15 protein-coding genes are annotated in these 14,313 nt (G+C 71.4%); 9 read left to right on the plus strand and 6 right to left on the minus strand.

Annotated features, from left to right (window positions below; all coding sequences use genetic code 11):
• The first annotated feature begins 21 nt into the window (after positions 1-21).
• Both AB0H62_RS29710 and AB0H62_RS29715 read left to right on the plus strand, forming a co-directional pair.
• Positions 22-1,707, plus strand: coding sequence for a DUF6461 domain-containing protein (locus AB0H62_RS29710; RefSeq protein WP_360589605.1), 1,686 nt, complete (start codon positions 22-24; stop codon positions 1,705-1,707).
• A gap of 43 nt (positions 1,708-1,750) precedes the next feature.
• Positions 1,751-2,695, plus strand: a complete 945-nt coding sequence (locus tag AB0H62_RS29715) for a LysR family transcriptional regulator (RefSeq protein WP_360589607.1) — start codon at positions 1,751-1,753, stop codon at positions 2,693-2,695.
• Here the strand turns inward: AB0H62_RS29715 and AB0H62_RS29720 are convergent.
• Positions 2,673-3,401: a VOC family protein gene (locus tag AB0H62_RS29720; RefSeq protein ID WP_360589609.1), complete on the minus strand. Its 729-nt coding sequence runs from the start codon at positions 3,399-3,401 to the stop codon at positions 2,673-2,675. The two genes, AB0H62_RS29715 and AB0H62_RS29720, sit on opposite strands and share 23 nt — an antisense overlap.
• A 114-nt stretch (positions 3,402-3,515) precedes the next feature.
• Between AB0H62_RS29720 and AB0H62_RS29725 the strand changes: the two genes are divergently transcribed.
• The 3 genes from AB0H62_RS29725 to AB0H62_RS29735 all read left to right on the plus strand — a co-directional run bounded on the left by AB0H62_RS29725 (position 3,516) and on the right by AB0H62_RS29735 (position 5,349).
• A complete protein-coding gene (locus AB0H62_RS29725; protein WP_360589611.1) occupies positions 3,516-3,995 on the plus strand; it encodes an SRPBCC family protein in 480 nt (159 codons plus the stop codon).
• Positions 3,996-4,080: 85 nt separating this feature from the next.
• A complete protein-coding gene (locus AB0H62_RS29730) occupies positions 4,081-4,785 on the plus strand; it encodes a GNAT family N-acetyltransferase (protein WP_360589613.1) in 705 nt (234 codons plus the stop codon).
• An 84-nt stretch (positions 4,786-4,869) separates the two neighbouring features.
• Positions 4,870-5,349 carry a hypothetical protein gene (locus AB0H62_RS29735; RefSeq protein ID WP_220243505.1) on the plus strand — a complete coding sequence of 160 codons (480 nt, stop codon included), beginning with the start codon at positions 4,870-4,872 and terminating at the stop codon, positions 5,347-5,349.
• Here AB0H62_RS29735 and AB0H62_RS29740 read toward each other — a convergent pair.
• Both AB0H62_RS29740 and AB0H62_RS29745 read right to left on the minus strand, forming a co-directional pair.
• On the minus strand, positions 5,336-6,172 hold the full coding sequence (locus tag AB0H62_RS29740) for an alpha/beta fold hydrolase (protein ID WP_360589615.1): 837 nt from the start codon (positions 6,170-6,172) through the stop codon (positions 5,336-5,338). The genes AB0H62_RS29735 and AB0H62_RS29740 overlap by 14 nt on opposite strands.
• Before the next feature lie 63 nt (positions 6,173-6,235).
• Entirely contained in the window at positions 6,236-6,940 is a 705-nt protein-coding gene (locus tag AB0H62_RS29745) for an SDR family oxidoreductase (RefSeq protein WP_360589617.1), read from the minus strand.
• Positions 6,941-7,068: 128 nt separating this feature from the next.
• Here AB0H62_RS29745 and AB0H62_RS29750 point away from each other — a divergent pair, with 128 nt between their 5' ends.
• The 4 genes from AB0H62_RS29750 to AB0H62_RS29765 all read left to right on the plus strand — a co-directional run bounded on the left by AB0H62_RS29750 (position 7,069) and on the right by AB0H62_RS29765 (position 10,580).
• A complete protein-coding gene (locus AB0H62_RS29750) occupies positions 7,069-7,923 on the plus strand; it encodes a LysR family transcriptional regulator (protein ID WP_255638739.1) in 855 nt (284 codons plus the stop codon).
• A gap of 149 nt (positions 7,924-8,072) precedes the next feature.
• Complete coding sequence (locus tag AB0H62_RS29755) at positions 8,073-8,834, plus strand: alpha/beta fold hydrolase (protein WP_360589619.1); 762 nt, start codon at positions 8,073-8,075, stop codon at positions 8,832-8,834.
• Positions 8,800-10,401, plus strand: a complete 1,602-nt coding sequence (locus AB0H62_RS29760; protein WP_360589898.1) for an acyl-CoA carboxylase subunit beta — start codon at positions 8,800-8,802, stop codon at positions 10,399-10,401. The genes AB0H62_RS29755 and AB0H62_RS29760 overlap by 35 nt, the downstream gene beginning before the upstream one ends.
• Positions 10,401-10,580: an acyl-CoA carboxylase epsilon subunit gene (locus AB0H62_RS29765; protein ID WP_360589900.1), complete on the plus strand. Its 180-nt coding sequence runs from the start codon at positions 10,401-10,403 to the stop codon at positions 10,578-10,580. The genes AB0H62_RS29760 and AB0H62_RS29765 overlap by 1 nt, the downstream gene beginning before the upstream one ends.
• Positions 10,581-11,057: 477 nt before the next feature.
• On the opposite strand, the gene AB0H62_RS29770 is transcribed toward AB0H62_RS29765, so the two are convergent.
• From AB0H62_RS29770 to AB0H62_RS29780, 3 genes are read right to left on the minus strand one after another with little or no spacing between them, the layout of a single operon-like run.
• Positions 11,058-11,711: a response regulator transcription factor gene (locus tag AB0H62_RS29770; RefSeq protein ID WP_220243499.1), complete on the minus strand. Its 654-nt coding sequence runs from the start codon at positions 11,709-11,711 to the stop codon at positions 11,058-11,060.
• A gap of 20 nt (positions 11,712-11,731) precedes the next feature.
• Positions 11,732-12,850, minus strand: coding sequence for a sensor histidine kinase (locus AB0H62_RS29775; protein ID WP_220243498.1), 1,119 nt, complete (start codon positions 12,848-12,850; stop codon positions 11,732-11,734).
• Positions 12,841-14,088: a nucleotide disphospho-sugar-binding domain-containing protein gene (locus AB0H62_RS29780; protein WP_360589622.1), complete on the minus strand. Its 1,248-nt coding sequence runs from the start codon at positions 14,086-14,088 to the stop codon at positions 12,841-12,843. The genes AB0H62_RS29775 and AB0H62_RS29780 overlap by 10 nt, the downstream gene beginning before the upstream one ends.
• Positions 14,089-14,313: the final 225 nt, after the last annotated feature.

A 14,313-nucleotide genomic window follows, 5' to 3' on the forward strand; every position in this document is an offset into this window, starting at 1 on the left:
GGTTCGGGCAGGATGGACGCCATGGGGGATCCTGAAGACAGTGTGACGGCGGCTGTGGTGGAGGCGATTGTCGGGCGGGCGCCGCGGGTCGCGGCCGCTGTTCCGGTGACGGCAGCGGCCGCGCTGGGGCGGTGGCGGCCGGACCGTCGCGTACGGCCCGGGATTCCGGATCCCGAGGCGATTCGGGCCCTGCGGGAGCTGCCGGGGTGGCTGGTGGAACGCGTGCACGGGGCGTTGGAGCTGACCGTGCGCGCGTTGCCGCCGGTGGCGGGGGCGTCGGTGGGGCTGGGCAGCGGTGTTTCGGGCACGTTCGCCTTTGCCTCCGCGTCTACCGAGGCTGAGGCGTTGCGTGAGGCTCGCTTCTTCGAGGCGCGGTGGCCGGGTGCGGCCGAGGTGATCGCCGGCCTGGTGTCGCGGCTGGTCGGGGACGAGGCCGTCGCCGGGTTGCTGGGTGCCGATGCGGTGGGAGACGAAGAGGCCGTCGCCGCGGCGCACGGGGCGGCGTACCTCGCGGTGGCCGTGGTGGCGGCGGCCGCGGTGCTGGGCGACGCGGGGTGCGACAACGTCGCGGCGCAGGTCGGGCTCGGGCTGGGCGTGGCGTCGGCTCTCCTGTCGAGCCGGAGCATGCCCGTGGTGTACGAGGAAGCGGTGCTCGCCGAGAAACGCGTCGAGTACCGGTTGCCGGCCTTCGGCTCCATGCAAGTGGCGGTGCGCGAGCACGTGTTCGCGCTGACCGAGGGATCGCTCCCCGAGCCTGGGGAATTCGCCGACAACGGACTGGTCGAAGTCGTCGACGGTGGGGTGCTCGTGCGGACCGGCCGGGAAACCGGGGTGCTGGAGGTCCGGATGCGGGTGCTCGCCGAACCGCCGGTGAAGATCGACACGCAGGGCTGGCACGAGGTCGTGGAGGTCAGCTGGCCGGCTCGCCGCGGCGACGCGACCTTCGAGGGACCGAAGCACTACAACCAACGCCGGATCGCGACGCCGCCGCGGCCGGGTGACCTGCGGGTGCGGGTGTTCGCCTACGGCCGCGACGACGTCGAGACCGAGACCTACGAGCTGGTCGTGTGGGAAGCGCCGCCGGCGCCGCCTGTGGTCCACGCGCGAGCCGACCGGCTGGGCCACAGGCTGCGCGGCGAGCCGGAGCCCGCGGTGGCCGACCTGCCCGAGGCGGCGTATCGGTGGATCCGCCAGAGCGCGCTGTCGGAGGCGGCCACCGTGACTGTGGTCGCCGGGTCGACGCTGCGGGAGGTGTTGCACGCGTTCGGCGCGGACATCCGGGAGCCGGAACCGATCGAAGACCTGCTCGACTCCGACCTCGAGTTCGGCCCGTGGGTAGCGGTGTCCGAAGTGGACGGAATCGTGCTGGCCGTCGAGGAGAACGGCTGTCGCGGCGTGCAGGGCGAGGTGCTGGCCGAACTGTCGCGGGGAGGGCGCGCCGCGAGCATGTTCTGGAACGTCAACGCCGTCACGAGGCTCTCCTTCGCCCGCGACGGCGAACTCCTCGCTTCGGACGAAATCGGCCGGCCGCTCGGCGCCGATCCGGAAGTGGCCGCCGCCGTCGAGGGGCTGGACTTCGACGACAGGTGGGACCGGTATGCGAAGGGCTTGGTGGCCGTCGAGCGGTTCACCGGCCGGGGGCTCACGGTGGACGACTTCGACGAGATCCAGGAGGCCGGCATGGGTTATCCCTTGGCGGACCGGTGACGGCCGGACGGGTCACGCCGCAGGGAAGGCGACACTGGAGGGCATGAACTTCGAAGCACTCCGTGCCTTCGTCGCGGTCGCGAAGGAGGGGCAGTTCCGGCTCGCGGCCGGGCGGCTGGGGATCAGCCAGCAGGCCGTGTCGAAGCGGGTGGCGGGGCTCGAGGGCGAGCTGGGTGTCGTGCTGTTCGAGCGGGTCGCGGCCGGGGCGTCGCTGACGGTGGACGGGCGGACGTTCCTGCCGCGCGCGAAGGCGGTGCTGAGTGCGGTGGCCGACGCGGTGGAGTCGGTGCAGCGCGAGACGCGGCCGTTGCGCGTGGACGTGCTGGGGCGGCGGCTGGCGGCCGCCGAGCTGTTCCGGGAGTTCCACCGCGAGCACCGCGAGGTGCCGATGGAGATGCTCACTTCCAGCGGCGCGGCCGAGACGTTGCGGGAGCTGCGCGCGGGCGCGGTCGACGCCGGGTTCACGTACCTGCGCGAGCCGCCGGACGGGCTGAAGCACGTGTACGCATACCTCGAGCCGTTGCAGATCGTGGTCGGGCCGGGGCACCCGCTGGCCGGACGGCGGGAGGTGCGCCTGGCCGAGGTCGCCGAGCACCGCGCGTGGGTGCCGGGGATCCGGCGCGGCAGCGAGTGGGAGGGCTTCTACGCGGAGCTGTCGGCGGAGTTCGGCGTGGACGTCGACCCGACCGGGCCGAACTTCGGGCTCGAAGCGCTGCTCGACACGCTGGCGGAGTCGCGCACGCTGTTCACGTTCGTCGGCGAGAAGATCCGCATCGCGTGGCCCGAGCGGCACGATCTGCAGCGCATTCCGGTGGTCGAGCCGGTGCCGTGTTACCCGTGGTCACTGGTGTGGCGCCCGGGGACCGGTCACCGCGGGCTGGCCGAGCTGGTCGCGTTCGTGCGGCGCGGGTGGGCGAGCCCGGCCGGCGCGAACTGGGTACCGGAGCACGTGCGCCGCGAGCTGGTCAGGGGCGCGCGATCATCGTGAAGCCGGTGCCGAACGGGTCCGTCACGGTCGCCATCCGCCCGTACGGCGTCCCCGCGACTGAAGCGACTTCGCCGCCTGCGTCGCGAACCTTGGCGGCTGAAGTGTCGGCGTCGGCTACTTCGAAGGTGGTGGCCCAGGCCGAGGCCGGGGCGTCGCGCAGGTTGAAGATGCCGCCGACCTCGTGGCCGTCGGGGCGGCGCAGGAAAGTGAAGTCGGCGTCGGGCAGGTCGTCGTTGCCGTCGAGCGTGAAGCCGAAGACGGTGCAGTAGAACTTGCGCGCGCCGGCCGCGGCAGGGGTGATGAGGTCGTTGCGCACGAGCGTGTCGGGCTCGTTGACCAGGCGCGCGCCGGGGAATGCGCGCCCTTGCCACAGACCGAATCGAGCGCCGGACGGGTCCGCGGCGAGGGCGGCGCGGCCGCGGTCCCCGACGTCGTGCGGTTCGCGCAGCAGCGTGCCGCCGGCCGCGGTGACGGCTTCGGCGGTGCCGGCGCAGTCGTCCGTCGCGAGGTGGACCTGCCAGCCGGGCGTGGGGTCGGCCGCGTGGTGCAGGCCGGCGACGGGGAGGCCGCGCAGCAGGCAGTCGCCGCCGTCGAAGTCCCAGCCGAAGACGGTGCCGTAGAAGGCCCGCGCGCGGTCGAGGTCGGGCACGGCCAGGTCGATCCAGGTCGGCGTGCCGAGCGGCTGGTTGGTCTCGACGGGGCTCATCGGAATCCTTTCGACGTCGTGGTTTCGAACGGTAGAACCCGCTCCGGTCAGTTTCCGGCCTGATTTGCCCGGTTCGCGGCTACCCTGTCGTCCTCGAAGCGGAAGGAGTCCCTCATGGCAGAGCTGGTGCGCACCGACGACGGGGTCGACCTCGTGCTGCGCCGCACGTTCGCGACGTCGCCCGAAGACGTGTGGGCCGACGTGACGCAGCCGCACCGCACGGCGTTGTGGTTCGGGCCGTGGGAAGGCGAGGGCGCACCCGGGAAGACGATCCGGGTGCAGCTGGCGTTCGAGGAAGGCAAGCCGTGGACCGACTTGCGCATCGAAGCCTGTGAAGCGCCGCGGCGGCTGGCCTTGCTGGGCATGGAGGACGCCGGCGGGTGGCCGCTGGAACTGCTGGTGTCCGAAGTGGAGGACGGGACCGAGCTGCGCCTCGTGCACCACCTGACCGGCACCGACGGCATCGGCGAGATCGGGCCCGGCTGGGAGTACTACCTCGACCTGCTGGTCGCCGCGCGCGACGACACCCCCCGCCCGTCGTTCGACGACTACTACCCGGCGCTGAAGGAGTCGTTCGAGGCGTTGCGCGCGTAGTTCGGCGGACCAGACCCAGCATGTGGGATCGGGTGGCAGAACGCCTGGCCGCCGCCGCATTCTGGAGTGTCGCTCCGTCTACGAAATGGCAGGCAGGATGAGCTCGTCGCCGCTCGACAACCCGGTGTGGGCAGCGCTGACCGGACCGCACGCGCACTTGGCCGAGCAGAAGGGCCAGGTCCTGCGCTACCCCGCGGACGTCGCGCCGTTCGTGGCCCTGCCGGATCAGCCGGACGAGCACGTCTGGCGTGACGTCGCCGACCTCGCCGGGCCCGGAGCCACGGCCGTGATCGCCGGCGCGACGGGTCCCGCGCCCGCGGGCTGGACCGTGCTCGGGGAAACGCCGGGCGTGCAGCTCGAGGGCACCGGCCTGACGGTGGCGCCCGACGCGGAAGCCGTCCGCCTCACCGAAGCCGACGTGCCCGAGATGCTCGACCTCGTCGCCCGCACGCAGCCCGGCCCGTTCCTGCCGCGCACCATCTCCCTGGGCACCTACCTGGGCATCCGCCGCGACGGCGCCCTCATCGCGATGGCCGGCGAACGCTTCCACCCGCCGGGCTGGACGGAGATCAGCGCGGTCTGCACCGACCCGGCGTTCCGCGGCGAGGGCTTGGCGGCGCGGCTGATCCGCGCGGTCGCGGCGGGCATTCGTGAGCGCGGGGAGCTGCCGTTCCTGCACGCCGCCGCGTCGAACGTCGGCGCGATCCGGCTGTACGAGCACCTGGGCTTCCGGCTGAACCGGACGTTGGTGTTCCTCGCGGTGCAGGTGCCCGAAGCGGACAAGCGCTAGTTTCCGGCGACTGGCGAGAATCCGGTGGAACACGGCGATCCAGCCGGTTCCGGGCGGTGAAACGCGAGGTCTAGCGTCAGGGCCGTGAGCAAAGTCTTCCTGTCGATCCACGTGCTGGCGGCGATCCTCGCCGTCGGGCCCGTGGCCGTGGCCGCCAGTATGTTCCCCGCCGCGCTGAAGCGGGGTGATCGCTCGACGTTGGCGTTGCTGCACCGCATCTGCCGCGTGTACGCGTGGGTGTCGATCGCCGTGCCGGTGTTCGGCTTCGCCGTCGCGGGGACGATGAAGGTGACGGGCCAGACGTGGGTCCTCGTCTCGATCGCGCTGACGGCGGTGGCCGCGGTGGTGCTGCTGGTGTTCGTGCTGCCGGGTCAGCGGGCCGCGTTGGCGGGACCCTCGGGCGACGGTGCGGTGCCGGCCGAGTCTGCTGAGTCTTCGGTGGCGACCGCGCTGGACACCCGCGTCGCCGGGCGGCTGGCCATGACGACGGGGGTGTTCAACCTGCTGTGGGCTGTGGTCACGGTGCTGATGATCGTGCGGCCGGGTTCGTCTACCGGGGTGTGAGGCTCCCCAGTACGTCGGCGAGGTCCGCGGCGCGCACCAACGGGCCGACGTGGCCGGCGTCCAGCGAATGGACGTCGAACGGGTTGGCCGGCGTGAGCGCGTCGGCCTCCTCGATGAACCGGTCCTGCAACGCGAGCGGCAGGCTTTCGTCGCGGGTGAGCCGCACGTAGGTGTGGGGCACCCGGCCCCACGTGGCGGCGTCGGCCCGGTCGTTGCCGGCGTCGAGGGACTCGTCCGGGTCCATGCCGGAGAGGAACGACAGCAGCTCGGCGTCGGTCCCGTCGGCGAGCATCGCCTGTTTCAGGGCGGCGAGGTGCGCCGGGTCGGCGGACCGCCAGTTCATGCGGATCACGCCGAGCTGCGCGGGATCGCCGACCATGACCTTCGCCGCTTCGGCCAGCGCCGTCGACGCGTACGCCGGGTTGCGCAGGTAGCCGGCGGGAGTGTCGTCCACGCAGCACCAGGCCGACACGTAGACGGTCCGGTCCACCAGCTCCGGCACGGCGTTGGCGACGCTCGTGACGGTGAGTCCGCCGCGGCTGTGCCCGACGAGGATCACCGGACCGTGGTCGTGCGCCCGCCGCACGACGTCCGTCACTGCCGCCACCACGTCGGCGTGGGTGACCCCCGCGAGTGGTGACGGCTCGGTGGCGAACTTCGCCAGGTCCTGCGCCTGGTACGCCGCCGAGAACCCGGCCGCGCCATGGCCGAGCAGGTCGACCGCGAGCGAGCGGTGGCCGCGCTGCGCGAGCTCGCGCTGCAGCACGGAGAAGCAGCGGCTGGTCGCGTTGGAACCGTGGACGAGGACGAAGGTGGGCGCCATCTCGGCGATTCTGCCCGAGTCGGTCAGGTCGCCGTAGCGGTTTTGCTCGGTCCGCGGAGGATGTCAGGCCGCGGCGATGCTCCCTCCGCCGTCGACGCGCAGGATCTGGCCGGTGATGAACCCCGCGTCCTCGGAGAGCAGGAAGCAGATGGCGTGGGCGATCTCGGCCGGACGCCCGAGCCGGCCGACCGGCAGGTTCTCCAGGAACCGGGCTTCGCCTTCGGACCCGGCGGGGGTGCCACGACGGAATAGCTCGGTCTCCGTCGGCCCAGGCGCGACCGCGTTGACGGTGATGCCACTGGTCCCGAGCTCCCCGGCCCAGATGGCGGTGGCGGTCTCGAGTGCCGCCTTCGAACCCGCGTACGTGGTCCGGTTGGCGGTGCCGAGCGTGACCATGCTGGTGACGTTGACGATCCGACCCCGCCCGGCGGCGAGCATTCCGGGCAGCACGGCCTGGGTCACCTGCACCGCGGTGCGGAAGTTCAGGTCGTAGGCGTCGGCGACGTCGTCGAGGTCGATCGACCCGAGCGGCGCGAGCTTGGCGAAGCCGACGTTGTTCACCACCGCGTCGACGGGACCTTCCGCGAGGACCTTGTCGAGCGTCGCGGCGGTGGCGTCGCGGTCGCCGAGGTCGACGGCGTGGAAGCTGCCGGGGAACTCGGCCGGCGCGGTGCGCGCCAGGCCGATCGGGTGGTGGCCCTCGGCGGCCAGCCGGTCGACGACCGTCCGGCCGATGCCCTTGGACGCCCCGGTGATCAGCACTCGCATGACTGGTGACTCCTCTTGTCTTGCTCGGTTGCACCATGACGGTAATGTTCTGGGTGAGCCGTGGGAAATGTCCTTCGTGTTATGGGGGCATGCCGCGGCGAACATGGCGGGAGGTCCTCGTGACGACGATGCAGCAGCTCAAAGTGCTCCTGGCCGTGGCCGACCACGGCGGCTTCACGGCCGCGGGTGAGCGCCTCGGCATGGCGCAGCCCGCGGTGAGCCGCTCGGTCGCCGCGCTGGAAGCCGAGCTCGGCGCACCGCTGCTCACCCGCCGGCGCACGGGCGTCACCCTCACCGAAGCCGGCGAACGCGCCGTCCGGCGAGCGCGCGAGGCCGTGCGGCAGGTCGATCTGCTGCGCGCGGAGGTCGCCGAGGTGGCCGGGCAGATCACCGGGACGCTGCGGATCGCCAGCCTGCCCACTGCCACGGGGACCCGGCTGCCCGCCGAGCTGCGGGCGTTCACCGAACGCCACCCGCTCGTCGCGGTGCGGCTCATCGAGGGCAGCGACGAGGAGGTGCGGGACTGGCTCGACCTGGGTGTCGCCGACGCCGCCGTGGTCACGCTGCCCGCGCCCGGCCTGCGGACGGTGCTGCTCGACAGCCACGAGATGTGCGCCGTGCTGCCCGCCGGTCATCGGCTGGCGGAGCGCGAGGCCGTGTCCTACGCGGATCTCGCCGAGGAGCCGTTCGTCCGCCCGACCGGCGGCTGCGCGCAGGTGTTCGCGGCGGCCGCGGAGCAAGCCGGAGTTCACCTGGAGGCGACGTTCGAGGCGCGCGAGATGTCGGCCGTGCTGGAGATGGTGCGGGCGCGGCTGGGCGTGAGCATCCTGCCGTCGGTCGGCGTGCCGCGTCTCGACGGCACCGTGCTGCGGCCGTTGGTGCCACGGACGCCGCGGACCGTCGCGGTGGCCGTGAGCGCGAGCGCGTCGCCGGCCGCACGGGCGTTCCTGGAGCAGCTCCAAACCGGAGCCGATCAGGGTTGATGTCCATTGTGGAGGGTCTCCGTTCAGATCGCCTTTAGGGGCGCTTAGGGGTCGTTGGGCGGCTTCCGGGCGGGCTAGCTTGGTGCGTCGGGGGACCCGGTCGGCGTGACCTCGTCCCGTTGTGACAGACGGAAAGGCGGTGGGACGACATGGTCGCCCACGCGGAAGACGCCTGGTTTCGGCGGTTCCACGCGGCGCCGGAGGCTCGGGCGCGGTTGGTGTGCCTGCCGCACGCCGGCGGGTCTGCCAGCTTCTACTTCCCGGTTTCGCGGGCGCTGGCGCCGGACGTCGAGGTGCTCGCCGTGCAGTACCCCGGGCGGCAGGACCGGCGGCACGAGCCGTTCCTGACCACGATCGACGCCATGGCCGACGCCGTCGCCGAGCTGTTGGGGGACAAGACGGACCGGCCGCTGGCGCTGTTCGGGCACAGCATGGGCGCGATGGTCGCCTACGAGGTGGCGCGGCGGCTGGAATCGGCGGGCGGCTCGGTGGACACGCTGTTCGTGTCCGGGCGGCGCGCGCCTTCGCGGCAGCGCGACGAGAGCGTGCACACGCGCACCGACGAAGGCGTGCTCGACGAGCTGCGCCGCCTGAGCGGGACCGAGATGGACCTGCTCGGCGACGAGGACGTCGTGCGCATGATCCTTCCCGTCGTGCGCAACGACTACCGCGCCGTGGAGACCTACCGGCACGTGCCGGGCACTCCGCTCGCCGCGCCGGTGGTCGCGTTCACCGGCACCGACGACCCGGTCGCGTCCGTGGCCGAGGTCCGCTCGTGGGCCGACCACACGGCGGCGGGCTTCGAGCTGGTGACGCTGCAGGGCGGGCACTTCTTCCTGACCCGCCACCAAGACGTGATTCTCCGGTATCTGGCTGATCGGCTCGTCGACAAGGGGCGTGTACATGTCTGAGGCACTGGCCGTAGAGGGAGCGTTCGGCAACCGGCTCGTGGAGCTGCGCGAGATCAAGGAGGCAGCTCGGCGCGGTCCCGACGACGCGGCCACCGTCCGGCAGCACGAGCGCGGCAAACTGACCGCTCACGAGCGCATCGAGCTGCTGCTCGACCCCGGCAGCTTCACCGAGCTGGAGGCCCTGCGGCGCCACCGCGCGACGGGCTTCGGGCTCGAACACCGCCGGCCGTATTCGGACGGCGTGGTGTGCGGGTGGGGGACCGTGCACGGGCGCACGGTTTTCGTGTACGCGCACGACTTCCGCATCTTCGGCGGCGCGCTCGGCGAAGCGCACGCGCAGAAGATCCACAAGGTGATGGACCTCGCCGCGGCCGCGGGCGCGCCGCTCGTGTCGCTGAACGACGGCGCGGGCGCGCGGATCCAGGAGGGCGTGACCGCGCTCGCCGGCTACGGCGGCATCTTTCAGCGCAACACCCGCTGTTCGGGTGTGATCCCGCAGATCTCCGTGATGCTCGGCCCGTGCGCGGGCGGCGCGGCGTACTCGCCGGCCTTGACGGACTTCGTGTTCATGGTCCGCGAGACGTCGCAGATGTTCATCACCGGCCCCGACGTGGTGCAGGCCGTGACGGGCGAGGAGATCACGCAGAACGGCCTCGGCGGCGCCGACGTGCACGCCGGGACCTCGGGCGTGGCCGCGTTCGTGTACGACGACGAGCAGTCGTGCATCGAGGATGTGCGGTACCTGCTGTCCTTGTTGCCCGCCAACAACAACGAGGCCCCGCCGGTCGAGCCGACCACCGACCCGATCGACCGCCGCACGGACCGGCTGCTCGACCTCGTGCCGACCGACTCGGCCCGCGCCTACGACATGTGCGCCGTGATCGAGGAGATCGTGGACGACGGCGAGTTCCTCCAGGTGCACGCCGGCTGGGCGACGAACGTGGTGTGCGCCTTCGCCCGGCTCGACGGGCACGTGGTCGGCATCGTGGCCAATCAGCCGGCGACGCTCGCGGGCGTGCTCGACATCGAGGCCAGCGAGAAGGCCGCGCGGTTCGTGCAGACGTGCGACGCGTTCAACATCCCGCTCGTGACGCTGGTCGACGTGCCCGGCTTCCTGCCCGGCGTGGACCAGGAGCACGGCGGCATCATCCGGCACGGCGCCAAGCTGCTCTACGCCTACTGCAACGCCACGGTGCCGCGCGTGCAGCTCATCCTGCGCAAGGCCTACGGCGGCGCGTACATCGTGATGGACTCGCGCTCGATCGGCACCGACGTGTCGCTGGCGTGGCCGACGAACGAGATCGCCGTGATGGGTGCCGAGGGCGCGGCCAACGTGATCTTCCGCCGCGAGATCAAGGCGGCCGACGACCCGGAGGCCGTCCGGCGGCTCAAGATCAAGGAGTATAAGACCGAGCTCATGCACCCGTACTACGCCGCCGAGCGCGGCCTGGTCGACGACGTGATCGAGCCCGCCCGGACGCGCGAGGTGCTGATCCGCGCGCTGACCATGCTGCGCACCAAGCACGCCGACATCCCGGCGCGCAAGCACGGAAACCCGCCGGTGTGATGGGCGCGCCGGTGGTGCGGGTCGTGCGGGGCAACCCGACGGACGAGGAGCTCGCGGCTTTGGTGGCTGTGCTGGCTGCGGTGCAGGCGCCGGCCGAGCCGGTGGCCGAGGTGACGGTGCCGCGGCCGCGCCGGCCGGTGCGATTCGTGCCGGCGACGAGTTGGCAAGGGGTGCGTTGAGAGCGGTGCTGGGAGCCGCATCTGTGCCACGAGGTGGTGGCGCGGGTGCGGCTTTTTCCTGTGTGGTGGATGGGTAAGTGCCCGCGGGTGCGGCCGTCTGGCGTGAGCGGAATGCGTGACGCGCGGGCGGTAAGGGTGCGGCTGCCTTCTGCGACATGGATGGCTGAGCACTCGCGGTGGTCCGCTTTCGACCGGGGCGCGTGGGCTCGCGACCTGGCGAGGGCGTGCCCAAGACGCCTCGCGGGTCAGGAGCAGGCATCAGCCGTGAGGGCAGCGCAGTTTTGCGGCTCAGTGCAAAAAAAGCAGCACTGAGCCGCACCTGTCTTCGCGGGCGCACCGAAGCGAGGTGTGCTCTCCACAGTGTGGCGAGCACACCGTCCACAATGGTCGAGATCCGAACAGGGACGGCAGGCGAAAGATCCATACCCCCAAGCTACCGACCCCACTCGAACATGCGCACGATATCGATCGAGTGAATCAAGCGCGCACGGCGGTACTGTCCAAATAGGTCAGCACCGCGCGGATCCGGCGGTTCTCGTCCCGGCTGGCTTCCAGGCCCAGCTTCGCGAAGATGTTGCTGATGTGGTTCTCCACGGCGCCCTGGGTCACCACCAGGGTCTTCGCGATGGCGGCGTTCGACAGGCCCTGCGCCATCAAGCCCAGGACCTCGGTCTCGCGCGCGGTCAAGGCGTCCAGGGGATCGCGGCTGCGGGAGAGCATCTGGGCGACCACGTCGGGGTCGATGGCGGAGCCGCCGCCGGCCACGCGGCGGACGGATTCCAGGAAGTCGGCGACGTCGGCGACGCGTTCTTTCAGCAGGTAGCCCACGCCGGAGGTGCCTTCGGCGATGAGGTCGACCGCGTAGCTGCCCTCGACGTATTGCGAGACCACCAGGACCGGCAGGCCGGGGATCTCCTGCCGGGCGGCGATCGCCGCCCGGATGCCCTCGTCGGTGAAGGTCGGGGGCATGCGGACGTCGGCGATGACGAGGTCGGGGCGGTGCTCGCGGATGGCGACGAGCATGGCGTCCGGGTTGTCGACGGCGGCGGCCGTGGTGATGCCGACGTCGGCGAGCAGGCTTTGCACGCCCGCGCGCAGGAGCACGGAATCCTCGGCGATCACGACACGCATGAAACGGCTCCTTAACAGCATCACCAGCGGACAGGGAGATCGGCGCGCACGACAGTCGGCCCACCCATGGGGCTGACCACCGTGAGCACACCGTCGATCGTGGCGGCGCGGTCGGCGAGGCCGGCCAGGCCGCCGCCGGGGCGCACCGAGGCGCCGCCGCGGCCGTTGTCCATGATTTCGACGACCACGGTGTCGTCGTCGCGGCTCACTCGCACCGAGGCGCGGTCGGCGCCGGCGTGTTTGGTGATGTTCGTGAGCACCTCGCTCACGATGAAGTACGTCGTGGTCTCCACCGGCGCCGGCGGGCGCGGGTCCACGGAGACCTCGACGTCGACCGGGATCGGCATGCGGGCGGTCAGCGACGACAGGGCGGCGTCGAGGCCACGGTCCTGCAGCACCGGCGGGTAGATCCCGCGGGCGAGGTCACGCAGCTCGGACACGGCCAGCTTGGCGTCGGCGTGCGCGGCCCCGATGAGCTCGCGCACGGCCGCGGAATCGTCGGAGTCGAGCTTCAGCTGCGCCCGCCCCAGGCTCATCGCGACGGCCACGAGCCGCTGCTGCGCGCCGTCGTGCAGGTCGCGTTCGATGCGCTTGCGCTCGGCCTCCACGGCATCGACGCCGCGCGCCCGCGAGTGCTGCAGGTGCTGCGTGCGCTCCTCCAGCTGCGCCGTGCGGTCCGGCCCCAGCATCGACAGCGTGAACTCGGCGTGCAGCGCCCCGATCCGGGGCGCCACGAAGATCCCGAACGGTGGCACCGCCACCGAGACGATGCCCGCCACGAACTCGACGATCCCCAGCGGCATCGCCACGAGCACGAACACCAGCTCACGCCACGTCACCGGGTCGACCAGCCGCGCCTGCCACACGGCCAGCAGACCGTTGCCGTTGGGCTGCTTGCGCCGCGGCTGGGCCACCTCGACTCCCAGCAACCTCCGCACCGACCGCCGTTCGAGGTCCGCGAAGCCACGCATCACGCCCGTCGCGATCAGCGACAGGGGGATGCCCACCCACAGCATCGTCGTCGCGACCCCGACGATCATCGACACGAGGACGACCACGAACGCGAAGATCCGGATCGGGAAGTTCCCGATGAGGAACCCGATCGTGCGGATCGCGTGGGGCCGCCGCGTCATCGGCATCGCGCGATCCGCTCGAACTCGGGCACGAGGTCGTCGAGCGTCGGCGTCGCCAGCATCTCGTCGCGGACTTCCAGGGCGCAGCTGCGGAACGAGGGTTCTTCCAGGAGTCTCAGCAGTCCTGTTCGGACATTCCCCGGCGTGACGGCCTCCAGGTCCACCAGCAACCCGTTGCCCCGCTTCACCTGCGCGACGGCCGAACCCCGCTCGCTCCACGTGGTGCCGGGGATCACGAGCTGAGGCACGCCGTTGACCACGGCGTTGCCGATGGTCGCCCCGCCGCCCTGGTGGATGATGGCCGAACAGCTCGCGAGCAGCTCGTTCATGGGTACGAAGTCGACCGCGCGCACGTTGTCCGGCACCTTCCGCACAGACGCCAGCTGGCTTGCGTTGAGCGTCGCGATCACCTCGACGTCGAGGTCCGCGAGGCCGTCGAGCAGGTCGGACACCGACGTCTCCTCGACGCCCAGCACCTGCCGGTTGGAGATGCCGAGCGTGAGCATCACGCGGGGGCGCGCCGGCTCCTCGAGCACCCAGCGCGGGATGGCCATCGGCTTGTTCTGCGGGATGAACCGCGCCGGCAGGTAGTCGACGTCGACGCCGTCGTAACGCAGGTAGGACGGGTGGCAGTCGATGGTCTTCACGCCGTGGCGCAGGGTTTCGTCGTAGTCCGCACCGAACCGCGCCACCGCGCCCGACATCCACTCCACGAACGGATCCGGCGCGTCGGAACGGAGATCGCGGTATTGCGCGTTGATGCGGGCCGTCTGGTCCATCGCGTACATCATCCGCAGGTGCGGCACCCCGATGGCGTGCGCGACGATCGGCGCGGCGTAGATCATCGGGTCCCACACCACGAGGTCCGGCTGCCACTGCCGTGCGAAGCGCACGAGCTCGTCGAGCAGCGAATCGGGCGTGGTCCAACGGAACACGTCGACCCAGTGCTCGTAGACGTTGCGCACGTACTCCTCGGTGTACCGCTCGGGCCGGCTCTCGGAGATGCGGAAGTCGCCCTGCATCGCGTTGTTTCCCTCGACCTGCAACTGGCGGTGGCGCGCGATGTCGAGCTCGGTGCCGAACCACATCGCATCGAGGCCGGTCTCGGCGAACGAGGCCACCTCGCGCGGGTTGCACTGGCCGACGAACCGCACCTCGTGGCCCGCGGCCGCGAGCGCCCAGCCGACCGGCGCCATGCTGTAGACGTGCGTCCTCGTCGGGAAGACCATCAACATGACTCGCATGGGACGCACTCTCCGAACTGGCTCGACCTGCTGGCGGGAAAAACGTTAGTGCGGACAACTCGCGCGGCCGACCCGGCAACGCGCCGCTAGGGGTCGTGCACCCCTAGCGCCCTTCCCTCGAAAAGCCCGCCGGACTAGAGAGGACAGGGCGGACTTAGACCGGCTTTAGACGCCCCTTAGGGGCTGGTGACGACGGCGCCCCGGCGGCTAGACATGAACGTGGGT

The organism is Amycolatopsis sp. NPDC050768 (assembly GCF_040654155.1).
In the GTDB taxonomy this organism is placed as follows: Bacteria; Actinomycetota; Actinomycetes; order Mycobacteriales; family Pseudonocardiaceae; genus Amycolatopsis.